This window comes from Halobellus clavatus (assembly GCF_900107195.1).
GTDB classification, from domain to species: Archaea; Halobacteriota; Halobacteria; order Halobacteriales; family Haloferacaceae; genus Haloquadratum; species Haloquadratum clavatum.
On sequence record NZ_FNPB01000021.1, the window covers coordinates 20,169 to 35,730 of the forward strand.

At 62.7% G+C, this 15,562-nt stretch carries 14 protein-coding genes and 1 pseudogene; 8 read left to right on the plus strand and 7 right to left on the minus strand.

What is annotated here, in order from left to right; translation table 11 throughout:
• Positions 1 to 35 precede the first annotated feature (35 nt).
• Both lpdA and BLU74_RS17875 read left to right on the plus strand, forming a co-directional pair.
• Positions 36 to 1,460 carry a dihydrolipoyl dehydrogenase gene (gene lpdA, locus BLU74_RS17870; protein WP_089769813.1) on the plus strand — a complete coding sequence of 475 codons (1,425 nt, stop codon included), beginning with the start codon at positions 36 to 38 and terminating at the stop codon, positions 1,458 to 1,460.
• A 68-nt stretch (positions 1,461 to 1,528) separates the two neighbouring features.
• Positions 1,529 to 2,476, plus strand: a complete 948-nt coding sequence (locus BLU74_RS17875; protein ID WP_089769815.1) for a D-2-hydroxyacid dehydrogenase — start codon at positions 1,529 to 1,531, stop codon at positions 2,474 to 2,476.
• Positions 2,477 to 2,779: 303 nt separating this feature from the next.
• Here BLU74_RS17875 and BLU74_RS17880 read toward each other — a convergent pair whose 3' ends face one another.
• The 3 genes from BLU74_RS17880 to BLU74_RS17890 all read right to left on the minus strand — a co-directional run bounded on the left by BLU74_RS17880 (position 2,780) and on the right by BLU74_RS17890 (position 5,642).
• Entirely contained in the window at positions 2,780 to 3,550 is a 771-nt protein-coding gene (locus tag BLU74_RS17880) for an IclR family transcriptional regulator (protein WP_089769816.1), read from the minus strand.
• Between the two features lie 123 nt (positions 3,551 to 3,673).
• Positions 3,674 to 4,159: a DUF3237 domain-containing protein gene (locus tag BLU74_RS17885; RefSeq protein WP_089769818.1), complete on the minus strand. Its 486-nt coding sequence runs from the start codon at positions 4,157 to 4,159 to the stop codon at positions 3,674 to 3,676.
• A 310-nt stretch (positions 4,160 to 4,469) separates the two neighbouring features.
• Positions 4,470 to 5,642 carry an NAD(P)/FAD-dependent oxidoreductase gene (locus BLU74_RS17890; RefSeq protein WP_089769820.1) on the minus strand — a complete coding sequence of 391 codons (1,173 nt, stop codon included), beginning with the start codon at positions 5,640 to 5,642 and terminating at the stop codon, positions 4,470 to 4,472.
• Between the two features lie 157 nt (positions 5,643 to 5,799).
• On the opposite strand from BLU74_RS17890, the gene BLU74_RS17895 reads away from it, so the two are divergent.
• Both BLU74_RS17895 and BLU74_RS17900 read left to right on the plus strand, forming a co-directional pair.
• On the plus strand, positions 5,800 to 6,291 hold the full coding sequence (locus BLU74_RS17895) for a hypothetical protein (RefSeq protein WP_089769822.1): 492 nt from the start codon (positions 5,800 to 5,802) through the stop codon (positions 6,289 to 6,291).
• Positions 6,292 to 6,532: 241 nt separating this feature from the next.
• Positions 6,533 to 6,970, plus strand: coding sequence for a DUF1810 domain-containing protein (locus BLU74_RS17900; RefSeq protein ID WP_089769824.1), 438 nt, complete (start codon positions 6,533 to 6,535; stop codon positions 6,968 to 6,970).
• A gap of 75 nt (positions 6,971 to 7,045) precedes the next feature.
• On the opposite strand, the gene mvaD is transcribed toward BLU74_RS17900, so the two are convergent.
• Both mvaD and BLU74_RS17910 read right to left on the minus strand, forming a co-directional pair.
• On the minus strand, positions 7,046 to 8,020 hold the full coding sequence (mvaD, locus tag BLU74_RS17905; protein WP_089769840.1) for a phosphomevalonate decarboxylase MvaD: 975 nt from the start codon (positions 8,018 to 8,020) through the stop codon (positions 7,046 to 7,048).
• A 227-nt stretch (positions 8,021 to 8,247) separates the two neighbouring features.
• Complete coding sequence (locus BLU74_RS17910; RefSeq protein ID WP_089769825.1) at positions 8,248 to 8,691, minus strand: DoxX family protein; 444 nt, start codon at positions 8,689 to 8,691, stop codon at positions 8,248 to 8,250.
• Positions 8,692 to 8,978: 287 nt separating this feature from the next.
• On the opposite strand from BLU74_RS17910, the gene BLU74_RS17915 reads away from it, so the two are divergent.
• Genes BLU74_RS17915 through BLU74_RS17925 form a run of 3 tightly spaced genes read left to right on the plus strand, consistent with a single transcriptional unit; the run spans position 8,979 to position 13,903 of the window.
• Positions 8,979 to 10,523 carry a COG1361 S-layer family protein gene (locus BLU74_RS17915; protein ID WP_089769828.1) on the plus strand — a complete coding sequence of 515 codons (1,545 nt, stop codon included), beginning with the start codon at positions 8,979 to 8,981 and terminating at the stop codon, positions 10,521 to 10,523.
• A gap of 3 nt (positions 10,524 to 10,526) precedes the next feature.
• Positions 10,527 to 13,091: an efflux RND transporter permease subunit gene (locus BLU74_RS17920; protein ID WP_089769830.1), complete on the plus strand. Its 2,565-nt coding sequence runs from the start codon at positions 10,527 to 10,529 to the stop codon at positions 13,089 to 13,091.
• On the plus strand, positions 13,088 to 13,903 hold the full coding sequence (locus tag BLU74_RS17925; RefSeq protein WP_089769832.1) for a TrmB family transcriptional regulator: 816 nt from the start codon (positions 13,088 to 13,090) through the stop codon (positions 13,901 to 13,903). The genes BLU74_RS17920 and BLU74_RS17925 overlap by 4 nt, the downstream gene beginning before the upstream one ends.
• 18 nt (positions 13,904 to 13,921) lie before the next feature.
• On the opposite strand, the gene BLU74_RS17930 is transcribed toward BLU74_RS17925, so the two are convergent.
• Together BLU74_RS17930 and BLU74_RS17935 are read right to left on the minus strand one after the other, a co-directional pair.
• Positions 13,922 to 14,215: an acylphosphatase gene (locus BLU74_RS17930; RefSeq protein WP_089769834.1), complete on the minus strand. Its 294-nt coding sequence runs from the start codon at positions 14,213 to 14,215 to the stop codon at positions 13,922 to 13,924.
• Positions 14,216 to 14,449: 234 nt separating this feature from the next.
• Positions 14,450 to 15,025: a DoxX family membrane protein gene (locus BLU74_RS17935; RefSeq protein WP_089769836.1), complete on the minus strand. Its 576-nt coding sequence runs from the start codon at positions 15,023 to 15,025 to the stop codon at positions 14,450 to 14,452.
• A 248-nt stretch (positions 15,026 to 15,273) separates the two neighbouring features.
• Here BLU74_RS17935 and BLU74_RS17940 point away from each other — a divergent pair.
• A pseudogene (locus BLU74_RS17940) lies at positions 15,274 to 15,562 on the plus strand (IS6 family transposase); the annotation flags it as partial.

A 15,562-nucleotide genomic window follows, 5' to 3' on the forward strand; every position in this document is an offset into this window, starting at 1 on the left:
TGATTTTTTGAGGGCTCGAACGAGAGCATCAGCGTATGGTAATGGGCGATATCGCGACGGCGACGGACCTCCTCGTCATCGGTGCGGGACCCGGCGGCTACGTCGCCGCGATCCGCGGCGCACAGCTCGGACTGGACACCACGCTGGTGGAAAAGGACGCCTACGGCGGTGCCTGTCTCAACCGCGGCTGCATCCCGTCGAAGGCGTTCATCCACGGCGCGGACGTCGCCCACGAGGCAGCGAACGCGGAGGATCTGGGTATCCACGCCGACCCGGCGATCGATATGCGGCAGATGCAGCAGTGGAAAGCAGGCGTCGTCGATCAGCTCACCTCCGGCGTCGAGAAGCTCTGCAAGGCCAACGGTGTCTCCCTCCTCGAAGGGACGGCCGCCTTCGAGGACGAACACACCGCACGCATCGCTCACGGTGGCGAGGGACAGGGAATGGAGACCGTCGAATTCGATCAGGCTATCATCGCGACGGGGTCGCGACCGCTCGCAATCCCCGGCTTCGACTTCGCTGACGACCCGGTGCTCTCCTCGGCCGAACTCCTCCAGATGGAGTCGACACCGGACAGCCTCGTCGTCGTCGGTGCGGGCTACATCGGTATGGAACTGTCGACGATGCTGGCAAAACTCGGCACGGACGTGACCGTTGTCGAGATGCTCGACGACGTCTTGCCCGCATACGAAGACGACATTGCCCGGACCGTTCGGTCACGGGCAGAAGACCTCGGAGTCGACTTCCACTTCGGTGAGGGTGCGACAGGCTGGGAGCACGGGGGCGACGGCGTCGTCGTGACGACCGAGACCGACGACGGTGAGACCGCAGAGTACCACGGCGATGCCGTCCTCGTCGCCGTCGGACGGCAGCCGGTGACTGACACGCTGGAACTCGAATCGATCGGCCTCGAACCGACCGAGAACGGTTTCATCGAGACTGACGACCGGGCCCGGACCGCGGTCGAGAACGTGTTCGCGGTCGGTGACGTCGCCGGTGAGCCGATGCTGGCACACAAAGCCAGCGCCGAAGGAATCGTCGCCGCCGAAGTCGCCGCGGACGAACCAGCCGCGCTCGACCAGCAGGTGATCCCCGCGGCGGTGTTCACTGATCCCGAGATCGCGACGGTCGGGATGACAAGCCAGAAGGCCGAGGCCGAGGGCTTTGACCCCGTGGTCGGTGAGATGCCGCTCCGAGCCAGCGGTCGGGCGCTCTCGATGGGCGAGTCGGAGGGCTTCGTCAGAATCGTCGCCGACGAATCGAGCGGGATGATCCTCGGTGGCCAACTCGTCGGTCCGAACGCCGCAGAACTCGTTGCCGAGGTCGCCCTCGCCATCGAGATGAGTGCCACACTCGAAGATGTCGCTGGCACGGTTCACACGCATCCGACGCTCGCTGAGGCTGTGATGGAGGCGGCGGAGAACGCCCAGGGACAGGCGATTCACACCCTCAACCGCTAATTCAGATCAGATAACCTCGGAGTTTTCTCGATCCCAGGAACTATTTTCCGGCGTGCAGAGCCTCCGGTATGCCGAAAGATGGATCGATCGAACGCGTCGGAATCTCCGAGTGGGGGACCCATCCGTGTCCGCCAGAGTACCTGTGTGATCTGCTCTCGGAGACAGTTTCCGACTGCGAGTTCACGCTGTTGGAAGGCGACGACGTGGTCGACGTCGAAGCGGTTGTCACACTGTATCATCACGATGCATACCTCGATGGGGATCTCCGATGGGTCCACGACATCCGATCCGGATACGAGGACTTCCCCGTCAGTGCCTACGAAGACGAAGAGATCATCCTGACTAACAGCACCGGGGTCGCGGGTGATCTCGTCGGCGAGAGCGTCGTCGGATTGGTCCTGTCGCTGGCGAAGGGATTCCACCGGTATCGCGACAAGCAGGCGGCACGCGAGTGGGAACGGATTCCGTGGCGGCGCCCATTCGAGGTGAGCGGGTCGAGCGCGTGCGTCGTCGGCGTCGGCGAACTCGGCGGGAGCGTCGCGACCCGGCTGGGCGTCCTCGGGATGGATGTGGTGGGCGTCGACATCCGGCCAGTGTCGGGACTCGGTCTCGACCGCGTGTACGACGCCGCACGGATCCAGCAGGCAGTCGAGGATGCACGCTTCGTCGTGCTCACGACACCGCTGACGGAGGCCACGCGGGGACTCGTCGACCGCGACGTCTTCGATGCAATGCGTGACGACGCGTACCTGATAAACGTCAGTCGGGGGGCAATCGTCGATCAGGACGCCCTCGTCGAGGCGCTGGAGAACGACGACATCGCCGGCGCGGCCCTCGACGTGTTCTACGACGAACCGCTGCCGGCTGACGCGCCGTTCTGGGAGATGGAGGAGGTCATCGTCACTCCCCACGCGGCCGCGCAGGCAGCGACGTACGGCGACCGTATCGCCGACCTCCTCGAGACGAACCTCAGCCGACTCGGCGACGGCGGAACGCTGTGGAACCGAATCGTCTGAGTTGCGACGACCGCTGATCGTTCGCTGGCGGGCGACGCCCGTTCCGGTGTGTTGTTCGGATTCGGGGACTGATTGCTTCTCGTCTGGTTTAGGCAGTTGCCATTTAGTTATACTGAATATCAACTTGAAAAGGACGAAACACTGTCCGTCTATTCTGGATATACTGGAGTAAAAGCAGGCTCTCCTGTTCAGCGTGACCGTTTCTATGACGAAGAATCATTTTGATTTGGTCATACTGAACAGATGTTCGTAGTATGAGGACTCCTGGCCCTCACAGCCGGAGACGAACGTGGGCAGAGACGATTACGAGTGTGTCTGATTGAGTTCGATAATATTGGCTGCTCTCCGGAGTTCGGGGAGAATTTCGGACTCGATACGGTCTTCGTCCATCCGACTAACCGGACCGGAGACGCTCAGGGATCCCGCGATGTCGTCGTCGGAGAGAATCGGGACTGCGACGCAGTTCAGGCCCTTGATCCGCTCTTCACGGTCGTATGCGTGCTCCCGTTCTCGGATCGCAGTGAGTGTCTCGAACAGGTCCGAACGGTCGGTGATCGTGTGCTCCGTTTTCCGAGGGAGTCCGTGACGCTCGATGATCTCTTCGACGCGTTCGTCTGGGAGGTACGCGAGAATGGTCTTGCCGAGCGCTGTCGTGTGAAGCTTGACCGACTGTCCCGCGTACGAATCCAGACTGACGGCGTTCTCGCCGCGCTCGCGCGCGAGAAACACCCCGAGCCCCTGCTCTTCGACCAGCAGGTTGGCGTACTCGCCAGTTGTCTCCGCGAGCCGTTCCATCTCCGGGAGCGCGATGGAGTACAGCCGCTCGCGGGATCGAGCGTAGCCGCCGAGGTCGAGGAACCGAAGCGAGACCTCGTACACCTGGTCTCGCTCCACGACGTACCCCAGGTGTTCGAGCGTCCGAAGGTAATTGTGGGCGCTGCTTTTCGGGATATCGAGGTGGTCCGACAGTTCGGTCAGTGTCGCGCCGTCGAGCGATTTGAGCGCCTCGACGATCTGGAACGTGGTCTGGGCCGTTTTCACCGGGGCGTTCGGTTCCGAAGCGGACGAATCCATACGGTACGAACAATCGTTCACGATATTATAACTATCGTTCAGAACAGACAGGCTTGGATTCTCGCATCCGGTGCTCGCTCACGGGATTCCGAGAGCGCTCGATCGAGTTCGGGTGACGGGACGCTACCCGACCTGATAGACCGCCAGCTTCACGCCCTTCGGTTGACGCGTTCCAGTCGCGACGAAGATTCGGTTTTCGAGCCATTCGAGTTCGGGAGTCGCCACCTCGAACTCGGGGACCGAGCAGAAGTACACGTCTTCGGGGTCGACCGGCTTGCCCTCGCGAATCCGTTCGCTCACCGCCGGATCGGCGAATCGCATCCCTCGGTTCTGCACGTAGATCCGGTCGCCGTCGGCGGTCTCGATGGCGTACTTCGCGACGAGTTCGCTGGGCCGCCGGTCCCGGTAGAGCTGGTAGTCAGCCCCTGTCGAGAGGACTTCGCCCTCGATTTTCCCCGTCACCGTACCCCCGAGTATCGGGATGATCCGACGCTGGCCGTCGCCCGTGTCGCCGATCTCGATCGGTGATTCGACCTCGACATCCAACTCCATCACTCGCTCGAGGCCCAGTTCGAGGTTCGGATCGTCGCTCTGCCAGTCGTGTGCCATACTTCTCACAGCCGTCCGGATCTACATAATCGTTGTGTGTAAATCTCACCGCAGTCCCGCGGTTTTTCTGCCACGTGATAACAAATGTACTATTGTTATTGAGGCTGTACAGAACGTATCGATATTGTGAATGGAGTGACCACTACTGTACGGTTTCGCAGTGTATTACCCGTAAACAATACTATTCATATAGAATATCTATTATTCACTACTATAAATAGAGCAGTTTTGATACCAATTCAACACGCTAAGAGATATTTGACTCAAATAGCGAGATTATACTTCCGCGAAATTATAAGGAAGACAGAAATTAGGCTCGGAGTTCGGCCTCGGCCAGTTCGGCCGCGTTTCTGATCGCACCGACTGAACTCAGGTGGCCCGCCCCGACGGCCGTTTTCATCGCTTTCGCCGCGGCACCCGTGACGACTTCCGGCCCGAGTTGCGCGACTGTCTGATCGCCCACGGAGACGATCCACCCAGGGACCTCGAAGCGGTACGGGTCCAGCCGTGGGGTGAACCCGTCCGAGTTCGATCGCTCGTGATCCACGAGGCGAGCGATGTTGTCCGCCACGGTTCGTGCCTCTCGGAGCGCTGCGGATGCCGACGCGGGGATGGGTTCACCGTCGGCGTCGACGCCACGGCCCGCGTCGCCGACAGCGAAGGTCCGCTCGTCGATTCGGAGGTCGCTCTGTACGATCGGTCGGTCGCCGCCCATCGCGTCGGTCCCCGCGATACCGCCGGCCCAGACGAACACGTCGGCTGGGAACGTTCCGCGGTCGGTCTCCACGGCGCTTTCGGTGGCTCGCTCGACCGTGGTCCCAGTTTCGATGGACACCCCCGCAGACTCCAGCGCCGAGCGGACAGCCGTCTGGAAGTTCGCCGGGAAGTTCGGGGCCACGCGGCGTTCCTGCTCGATGAGCATCACGTCTGCATCGACAGCCTCCTCGCGGGCGAACGCTGCCAGTTCACCCGCCGTCTGGATCCCTGAGAGCCCTGCGCCGCCGACGACGACGTCGACGCCGCCCGAGTCCGTGTCTGATTCGGCCACATCCGACTCACCGGCCCTCGCTGCGGCCTCGCGGAACGCCTCGTTGATCTCCAGCGCGTCGTCGACCGAGGTGAGCGGGAGTCCGTGTTCTGCGACGCCTGGGATCCCATAATCGGCGGTTTCGGAGCCGAGACAGACCGCTGCGTAGTCGTACGAGAGAGTCTCGCCGTTTTCGAGGTGGACGGCGCGGGCCTCCCTGTCGACCGCGGCCACTCGCGCGGTCCGGATCGACGCTCGGTCGAAGAGGTCCGAGAGCGGCACGCGGATCGCCTCGCTCACGCTCGGGCGTCTGATAACGCGGTGAACTTCGTGCTTGACCAGGTGAGACTCGGACTCGTCGACGACGACCAGTTCGACCTCCGGCGGGAGCATCGATTCGAGTCGTCGAGCCACCGTCACGCCGGCATATCCGGCTCCGAGAATAAGGACTCGCATACTTGTCGAAGGGGACGCACGGCCAAAGGTCGAACGGCCGAGGGGGGCCCGGTCACAACGTGAGTTCCTGTGTGGCACGGGCAGCGATCGAACCGGTGGACGAGACGGACCGCGCCCACGACAAACGATTTATCGGAGATTACCGTACGACGAACCGATGGGAGAGAAAGACAGCGAGGACAGCTCGGAGCGTCTGGATCCGGATGTCACCGCCGCAATCGAGCGTGTCAGTACGACGTATGCCGCTGCCGAGGAGTCTTTCGAGGAGATGGCCGAACAGACAGGTCTGGAGTCGTATCTCAGCAGAGACGTTCAGACCATCACAAACCAGCTCATACGGGCACGAGAGTGGGAACACAAACTCGAGGCCGCGCGGTCTGGACTGCTCTCGCCGATGCAGGTCACAGAACAGATCGAGGACGGTCCGTTCGAGATTGAAGCCGAGGTGAATCGAGCAATCCGGTACGTCGACGGACTCGTCGATGACCTCCAGACCGTGAACGAACAGTTCGGCGACGACGCCGAGTTGGAATCGGCCCTCTCGGACCTCCTCGACGAGCTGCACACACAGCGGCAGGCGCTGACGGCGCTGAAGGAAATGGTAGACGACGTCCACAATTCCATCAAGGATAGCGGAATCCGGTGGTAACGCCCACCGGTGAGTCCGGTGGTAAGACCCATCGGTGAATCCGCTGGCGACGCTCACCGTTGAGTCCGCTGACAACGCCCTGCCGCGTCTCTTCAGTGGCGTCGCATCGAACCTGAGGACAGCAGGCAGCAGGCGGTGCACACAGGATGCCGGTCGGAGGAACGGCAGCCGACACACCGTGCGGACCGACGACACCGGCTGCGAACAGCTTATCACTCACAATCGGGAAACTGTCACAGTAATGGACGATCGCGCCGATCCGTACGACCTACACCGGTTCGTCGAAGCGCAGGACCCCGTGATAGACCAGGTGAAGAAGGAGCTTCGATCGGGGCGCAAGCGCTCACACTGGATGTGGTTCGTGTTCCCGCAAGTGGCCGGGCTGGGGTCGAGCCAGCTGGCACAGCGCTACGCGATTTCGTCGAGAGACGAGGCCGAAGCGTACCTCGCGCATCCGGTGCTGGGCCCCCGCCTGCGCGAGTGTACTGAACTCGTCCTCGACATCGACGGTCGCTCCGCGAACGACATCTTCGGCTCACCGGACGATATGAAGTTTCGCTCGTCGATGACGCTCTTCGATGCCGTGACTGACGGGCCGACGCCGTTCACCGCGGCATTGTCACAGTACTACGACGGCGAGCCCGACGAAAACACGCTGCAGTTTCTCGCAGACGCGTAGTTCACCCCGTCGATTTCGAGCCCGCTCACTCAGAGACGGAGTGTTCGCGATCAGCGGAACGAGCGAGCGTCCGTCTCAGAACAGTGCCGCTGTGGATGAGAGGATCTGCGCGGGGCCGCCGACCTCCCAGACGTCGGTGTCGACGCCGACATCGGCCACCGCCGATTCGACCCGGTCGACGTGCGCGTCGGTCGTGTTCACGTACACGCTCGCGCCGGTGTCGGTCGAGAAGTACACCGGGATGTCGGCCTCCTCACGGAGTTCGCGGACGGCGTTGAACACGGCAATGGTGTCCGGCTGCCAGTAAACCCACCCGGCCGGCCCTGTCATCGTCGTCGCCGTGAGCGACAGCGAATCGTGCTCGGCCAGTTCGAAGGCACGCTCGAAGTCGGCGTCGTACAGCGCGTCGCGCATCGCGTCGATCTGATGGTGGACGTGCGCCATCCGCGCCTGGAACATATGGCTCTGGGCGGCCTCGCGGTGTGCCTCTTCGGTTTCTTTGTACGCCGGCACGTGTGCGGCGACGGTTCGCAGTTCGTCTTCGAGGTCGGTCTCGATCCGTTCTGCTCGGCAATCCTCGTCGTTCATCCCCGAATACAGGTGCGAGAACGCACCAGTCACGGCGCGCGCGGCCGACGAGGAGCCGCGACGGGCGATCGTCGATACCGCCGGCCGAGTCAGATCGAGACCGGCAGCGTCCGCGAGCGCCATCGCCGCGGCGGCGAATCCCGACGACGAGGACCCGAAGCCGATGTTCGAGGGGAAGGAGTTCTCCGATTCGAGCCGTACTGGGTGGTCGATGTCGGCCAGTTCGCGGACGTGGTCGACGACGGCGTCGATGCGTTCGGCGCCGCGGCCCTCGACGCGTTCCCCGCCGATGCGGTAGACGTCCTCGGTGGCGTCCGGCCGGAACTCGACCGTCGTCGTCGTTGCGCTCGGGGCAGTACAGACGCTGATGCTGTCGTGATACGGGAGGCGGAGTTCCTCGTCGCGCATCCCGTGGTACTTGATCAGACCCTGGATCGGGTGCGCTCTCGCAGTCGCCTTCATACACTCACGCGTGAGCGACGCGAGGTTAAACGTCCCGATGGCGACGCCGGTCCCATTGGCGACGTCCAGTGGGACGAGCAGTGAGACGACCGAGACACTCCGAGGTACCGATGCCAATACAGCGTCGACACTTCCGCAATACAAAAATGCGTCTGGTGAGGCCTGTCTCTCACGTCGGACTGCTGTTCGGGGGGGCGTCGACGGACGCCTCGATGTGACGGCCGGCGTTAGAGGCCCACGTTGAGCGCGTACGGCCACGCACTCCCCGAAAGCGCGAGGAAGGCCAGCGCGCCGCCAAGCAGCGCGACGTTCTTCAGGAAGTTCGTCATCTCACTCTGCTGTTGATCCGGCGGGGCCGCCCAGAAGTCGTGGATCGTCGGCGTCGCGACGAGCAGGAACAGCGCGATTGCGCCCGCTGAGAGGGCCGGATACGCACCGATCGCGATCCCGAGACCTCCGGCCATCAACATCCCGCCGCTGAAGAGTACCGCGGCCCGTCCCGCGGGCAGGCCCTTCGCTTCGGCATATCCTGCCAACTGATCGACGCTCTGGAAGTGATTCAGTCCCATAAATGCCAGCACGACGCCGAACAGCACGCGCCCCAGAAGGAACGCGACGCCGTTCGCACTGGTGTCCAGCTGCAGTACCATCGCCGAGATATCTGGTATCATTGCGTTATGTGGTAATGAGACGAACTAATATATCAGTTTCCGGACGTGAGTGATACCGGGTTACGAGCGTGTTACTTCGGTCCGGCCACCGGACTTTTGTCAAAGAGAGATAATTATAGAGGGACGCAAGCGCAATTGTTCTTGATCATCGCGGACGACGCGAGAACGAAATCGCTGTTTGTAGAAATTTACAATAGCTTTTATACCTGGGATCCGTCTTCTCGATACGACCTGACGTACGCTGACGTTCGTGGTTCCCAGCGTCGGCGCAAGATGGTCACGAACCTATGAAACGAAAGCTGTTTGCCGTCCTGATCGTCGCATCGCTTCTCCTGAGCGCGGTCCCTGCGGTGGCGCTGACGTCGAATCCCGAAATTCAAACCGTTATACAAGATCCCACGCTCCAGCCCGGCGGGGTCAACGAGGTCTCGTTTCAGCTCCTGAACGACGGAACTGGCGCTGAAGACGAGACGAGAGATGCATACAACGTCCATATTCGGCCGGCGAACAGCGTCGGCCCCATCGACGTCGAGACGAACGAGCTGTACGTCGAATCCCTCCCCGACGGCACACCGGCTGATCTCTCACTGTCACTCGATGTTCCTGCGAACATCGACAGCGGGACGTACCGGATCCCGCTCCGGCTCACGTACGAGTACGACAACGGCGCTGGCAACGATGTCGAGCGGAAGAAGACGATCTACCTCTCGGTCCGCGTCAAATCCGGCCCACAGTTCGATGTCGTCGACACCTCCTCGACGGCGACTGTCGGCGGGACGGGCACGCTCGAGGTGACGATGCGGAACGTCGGGACCACCGCCGCCTACGATTCGACTGTGTCGCTCTCCTCGTCGGCCCCGGCCATCTCGCTCGGGTCGGGAACGTCCAGCACGAGGTTCGTCGACGCGTGGGAACGCGGTGAGAACCGGACCTTCGAGTTCGAGACGACACTGCAAGACAGTGCCTCCGTCGGCAACTACTCGCTGTCGGCACAGATCGACTTCGAGAAGCCCGGTGGCACGACCGGATCGTCGCCCTCGCTGACGATCCCGCTTCGTGCGCTCCCGGAGATGACGTTCGACGTCTCAGACGTGAGCAGTTCCCTCCGAGTCGGTGAGGAGGGGACGGTCACGGGGACGGTCACGAACACCGGCCCGATGGCCGCCGACAACGCCGTGGTGACGCTCGAGAACCCGGGCCAGACACTGTCGCTGGTCGAGACCTCCGTCGCCGTCGGGTCGCTCGAACCCGGCGAGTCCGCCCCGTTCACCTTCGATGTCGAAGTGACGAGCAGCGCGTCGGCCGGGGCACGGCAGCTCGACTTCGGTGTGACCTACCGCGATATGGCCGATCGCTCCCGTGAGTCCGATACGATCCCGACTCGCGTCGACGTCCAACAGGAATCGCCCGAGTTCGATGTCGAGCCGATCAACGCGACGTACACTGCGGGCTCCGGCGGGACGTTCGAGGTGACCGTGACGAACAACCGCGACCACGCGCTCACGGACATCTCAGCGAAGATCTATATGGATTCACCGTTGTCCACGTCCGACGACGAAGCGTTCGTCGAGCGGCTCGAACCCGGCGAATCACAGACGGTTCGCTTCCAGGTCAGTGCGGGCGGGGACGCGACAGCGAAGACCTATCCGGTCAAGATGGACTTCCAGTACGATCAGCCCGACGGGGATACGATCATCTCTGACACGTATCAGGTCCCCGTCGAGGTGACAGCAGACGCCGACGGTGGCGGACTGCCGGTGCTCCCGATTGTCGGTGTCGTCGCCGTGCTGCTCGTCGGTGGCGGCTTCCTCTACTATCGGCGACAGGGCTGACCGATGCGTCTCGATTACCAACGGTTCGTCGACTGGGCGGACGACAACATCGTCAACCGTCCGAAGAAAGTGATGCTGGTGTTCCTGCTGGTCACGCTCGCCTTCGCGGGCGGACTGGGGGGAGTCTCGACCGAGTCCGGGACCCAGCAGTTCGCCGAGGACGTGCCAGCGGCCGACGCGAGCGAACGGATCGAGAACGAGTTCCTCTCCGTCTTCGGGGAGGACCCGGGTAGCACGCAGCTCGTCCAGCGCGAGCAGAACGTGCTCTCGAAGCGGTCGATGCTCTCGATGCTCAGAGCCCAGGAGGCGCTCGAGGATCGGAGCGATATGTACGTCTCCAGTACGTCCTCGGCCGCAGGGACGGTCGCACGAACGATTGATCCCTCGGCGACGACGCTGGAGGAGCAGATCATCGCGCTGGAGGGCGCGACCCAGGGCGAAATCCGCCGAGCCGTACAGGAAAACGCCGACAATCCCGGCTTCACCGGCACGCTGAGTAACGACTTCAACCGCGGGTCGGCGTCGGCATCGGCGACGATCGGGGTCGTTACCCACGACCTCCCGCAGGGGGCTGGCGGTGGCACCGCCGGCCAGTCGGGAGACAGTCCGCTGACGTCTATTCAGAACAATGCGCAGCGAATCATCGACACGGAACTGGATACCGACATCACGGTCTTCGGGAGCGGCATCATCGCCGACGAGTTCGGGACCGTCATCACGGATTCGCTGTTGATAGTTACCCCCGCCGCGGTGATTCTCATCGTGGGCTTTCTGATCGTGGCCTACCGCGACCTCTTAGATCTCATCTTGGGGATCATCTCGCTGCTGATGGCGGTGATCTGGACGTTCGGGTTCCTGGGACTGGCGGGCATCCCGTTCAATCAGATTATGATCTCGGTCCCGCCGCTGTTGCTCGCGGTTGGGATCGACTTCGGCATCCACGCCATCAATCGGTATCGCGAGGATCGCGCGACCGGTCTCGACGTCGATTCGGCGATGACTGTCGCGACCGATCAGTTGCTCGTCGCGTTCTTCATCGTCACGGGGACCACCGTCATCGGGTTCCTCTCGAATCTCACCTCCAGCCTGCCGCCGATCCGCGACTTCGGGATCGTCGCAGGTGTCGGGATTATGTTCACCTTCTTCATCTTCGGAATCTTCCTCCCGGCGGCGAAGGTGTGGCTCGACCGCAACCGCGAGGGGTGGCCGATCCCGACGTTCAGCCAGCAGCCGCTCGGCAAGGAGGGATCAACCCTCGGCGAGGTACTCGCAGTCGGCGTCTTCGCCGCGCGGAAGGTTCCAGTGGTCGTGTTGATTCTCGCCTTGGTGTTCAGCGCGGGGGCCGCCGGGTACGCGACCGGAGTCGACACGTCGTTCTCACAGGAGGACTTCCTCCCACCGGAGGAGGTCTCGCCGTTCCTGAAGTCGCTCCCCGAACCGTTTGCACCCAGTGACTACGGCGTCGTCGGGACGCTGAACTTCCTCGAAGACAAGTTCACCACCTCACAGGGGGGGTCAGTCACCATATACGTTGAGGGGCGGATGGAGAACGATGCCGCCCTCGAGCGAATCTACCGGGCGGGAGAAGATCCACCCGAGGAGTTCGTCGACGCCGGTAATAGACGCGCCGAATCGACGAGTATCGTCACGATCATCCAGGATTACGCCGATAGAGATCCGGAGTTCGCCGCGCTGGTCGAGCGGAACGATCAAAACGACAACGGCGTCCCCGACGACAACCTCCCGACGATCTATCGGGAACTCGAACGATCGCCGGTCGGCGATCGGGCGTCGGAGTACCTCTCCGACGACCATCGGAGCGCCCGGATCGTCTACTCCGTGACCGCCGATGCCTCGGACAAGGAGGCGACAGCGGCGGCTCGGGACGTAGCGGGCGAGTTCCGGTCGGACGCGACGGCCACTGGCAACACCGTCGTCTTCCAACAGGTGTCTGATCTGATCTTCGAGTCGGCGATCACGAGTCTCGCGCTCGCGCTCGGAGCGACGGTGCTGTTCCTCCTGTTCATCTACTGGGTCCTCGAAGGCCTGCCCTCGCTGGGCTTCGCGAACCTCGTGCCGATCGTGGTCGCCGTTTCCGCCGTCGCGGGGACGATGCGAGTCCTCGGCATTTCGTTCAACGCGTTCACGGCGACGATCCTCTCGCTGACGATCGGTCTGGGGATCGACTACTCGGTCCACATCGTCCATCGGTTCATCGACGAGCGGCGCGAGAACCCGCTCTTCGAGGCACTCAAACGAACCGTCATCGGAACGGGCGGGGCGCTGTTGGGAAGTATGGCGACGACCGCGTTCGGGATCGGCGTTCTCGTCTTGGCGGTGCTGTCGGTCCTCGGGCAGTTCGGGCTGCTGACGGCGATCTCGATCATCTACTCGTTCCTCGCCTCACTGCTCGTGCTTCCCTCGACGCTCGTCATCTGGGACTGGTTCGTCAACGACGATCCCGACGTGGCGATGGGACATCCCGGCGAGGAGGGGACGGGAACCGTCGAGTCAGACGACCCACTGGGGCCGAGCCCCGAAACCGACCTTGAGGGAGGGTCGGCGTGAGTCCCGATGCGGGGTCGGGGAGCGAGCGAGACCCCGACACGGAGATCTCAGAGCACGAGACGGTCTCCTCGCTGGAGCATCTCGGTCTGGGGAACTACGCCGCCCGGGTGTTCATCGCACTCCAGCGGCTCGGCGTCGGGACGGCCAAGCAGATCCACGACGAGACTGACGTGCCGCGGTCGCAGGTGTACGGGGCGGCCGACGAACTGGTCGACATCGGACTGGTCGAGCTCCAGCAGTCGACGCCGAAGCGGTACCGACCGGTGAGCCTCGACACCGCGCGGCGACAACTCGCAGAGCGGATGCAACGGGAGGCCGATCGCGCCTTCGCTTTCCTCGAGGCGCAGCGGGAGTCGCGGATCGAGAGCGAAACGCGCGACGACGTCTGGACCATCCACGGACGCGAGCCCGTCCACAACCGCGTCGTCGAACTCGCGAGACAGGCGGTGGACTCCGTCTTCTTCGCGGCCCCGGGACCGGCGTTCGTCCCGTCTGACCTCCCGGAGACGCTCCGATCCCGCGCCGAAGCCGATGTCTCGGTGCGGGTCCTCAGCGAGGCCCCCGACGTCAGAGCCTTGTTTGCAGATATCGACGGCGTCGCGGTCGCGGAGGCGGTCGACCCACCGATGGACCACCCGGGACGGGTGCTCATCGTCGACGACCGCGTCGTGTTGCTCTCGGCGACGCCACCGGGCGACGGCGCAGACGAGACCGCGATCTGGGCCGCCGACACGGCGATGGCAGAGATCCTCGCGCGCGTCATCGAAGACAGTATCGAGACGCTTCTCAACGGATCGTTCGGTGAGGACTGACTCTCGGGCTCTCCTCCGCTACTGGTCCTCGTACCACTTGACGCGGAAGCCGGACTCGCCGTCCGGTTCCTCGTACTCGACGTGTACCTCCTCGACCGATGCCGCGGGGCTCCCCGTGTGGCACCATTCGATCAGTTCCTCCACGGCCGATTCAGGGCCCTCGAAGACGGCTTCGACCCGCTCGTCGTCGAGGTTCCTGACCCAGCCGTCGACGTCGCGATCCCGCGCTGCGTCGCGAGTCGACGCGCGGTAGTAGACTCCCTGGACGGTCCCGCTGACGAACACGTGTGCGCGTACTCGGTCGTCGGTCATCTCGCGTGTTCGTTGGACGGCCCACAGAAAGAGCGTACCGTTCGTCCGACCGGATCGGCGGTGGGCCAACCCTCGCTCGAAGCACTGACGGCGTGGCTGAGCGGGAGCGGATCGAGAGGCGGCGCGCCAAATGACCCACTCTCGCGCCGGAGTCACGAGACGGCGCCTTCCGGAGCGGTCGGTCGGAAAAATCGGAACGACGCCGTGGAGCACCCGACTACCGATCCGTCTCGGTCAGCCGAGCAAGTACTTGAGCCACGGATTACTCTGGACGATCGACGTGTCTTCGAGATACTCGTCGACACCGACGACGCGGCCCGCACCGATCGCACCGAGACCGAACAGCAGTGCCGCGTAGACGATGTGGTCGTCGACGACCCACCCGTGGGCGAGCGGGAGTCCCGCTAGCAGGCCGCCCTGGAGGGCTGCCAGCCAGTAGAACAGCATCATCACCGCGCCCCAGAACGCGTTCCAGCGGACGAGCGCGCCGAGGATGAGCCCGAGCCCGGTCAGCGTCAGCCCCCACATATTGAGGACGTCGATGAGGGGGTTTCCAGCCATCCCGATGAACAGTTCGCGTGCGGGATTCGACTGCGGAATCGCGTTGGCGAGATAGCCCGCGGCCGTCCAGTTGTTCTCCGGGTTCGCGTCGAGGTAGGTGATGAGCTTCGTGACTCCACCTTGGAACAGCGTCCACCCCATCACGACGCGGAGGACGAGGATCGCATAACCGATCCAGTGCTCTGAGTACTCGAAGTTCGTCGTGCGACCCAGGATTTCGGCGTCCAGTTTGCGTGTACTTGATGACATAATGTCTCCCTCTACAGTCTGAGGTATATGACCAGATTGTATATAATTACGGATGGGTCTCAGCGACTAAGAACCGCTACCCGTCTATCCTACGGTGTATAAAGTCTCCCGATTTGCGATCAGTTCTCGTAAATGTAATGTATAGTAACTACAATACTATACAATAGTTTTGCGCAGACCGACGCCCGCACAGAGAGTCGTGTTTAGTTAAGGATGAAGAGTGAGGCGGAGTGATTTCTTGGTGATCTATGCCAGAAATCGCCCGCCTCACCGGATGTACAGACTGGATTGATTTGGATTTTGTGGAGCGTCAGCGGACACCCGAGCGTGCGATGAAGCTCGGTATTCAGTTGCAGTTAGCGGGGCTGTCGCTCCGGAATACCGTCCCGGTTCTCGAAGAGTGGGGTGTCGAGCGCTCGCCGAAAGCGATCCACGATTGGGTGCAGAAAGCCGATCTACAGCCCACAGAGGGTCGAAGCCCGAATCACGTTGCTCTTGACGAGACTGTGATTCGAATCGATGATCAGCAATTCTGGC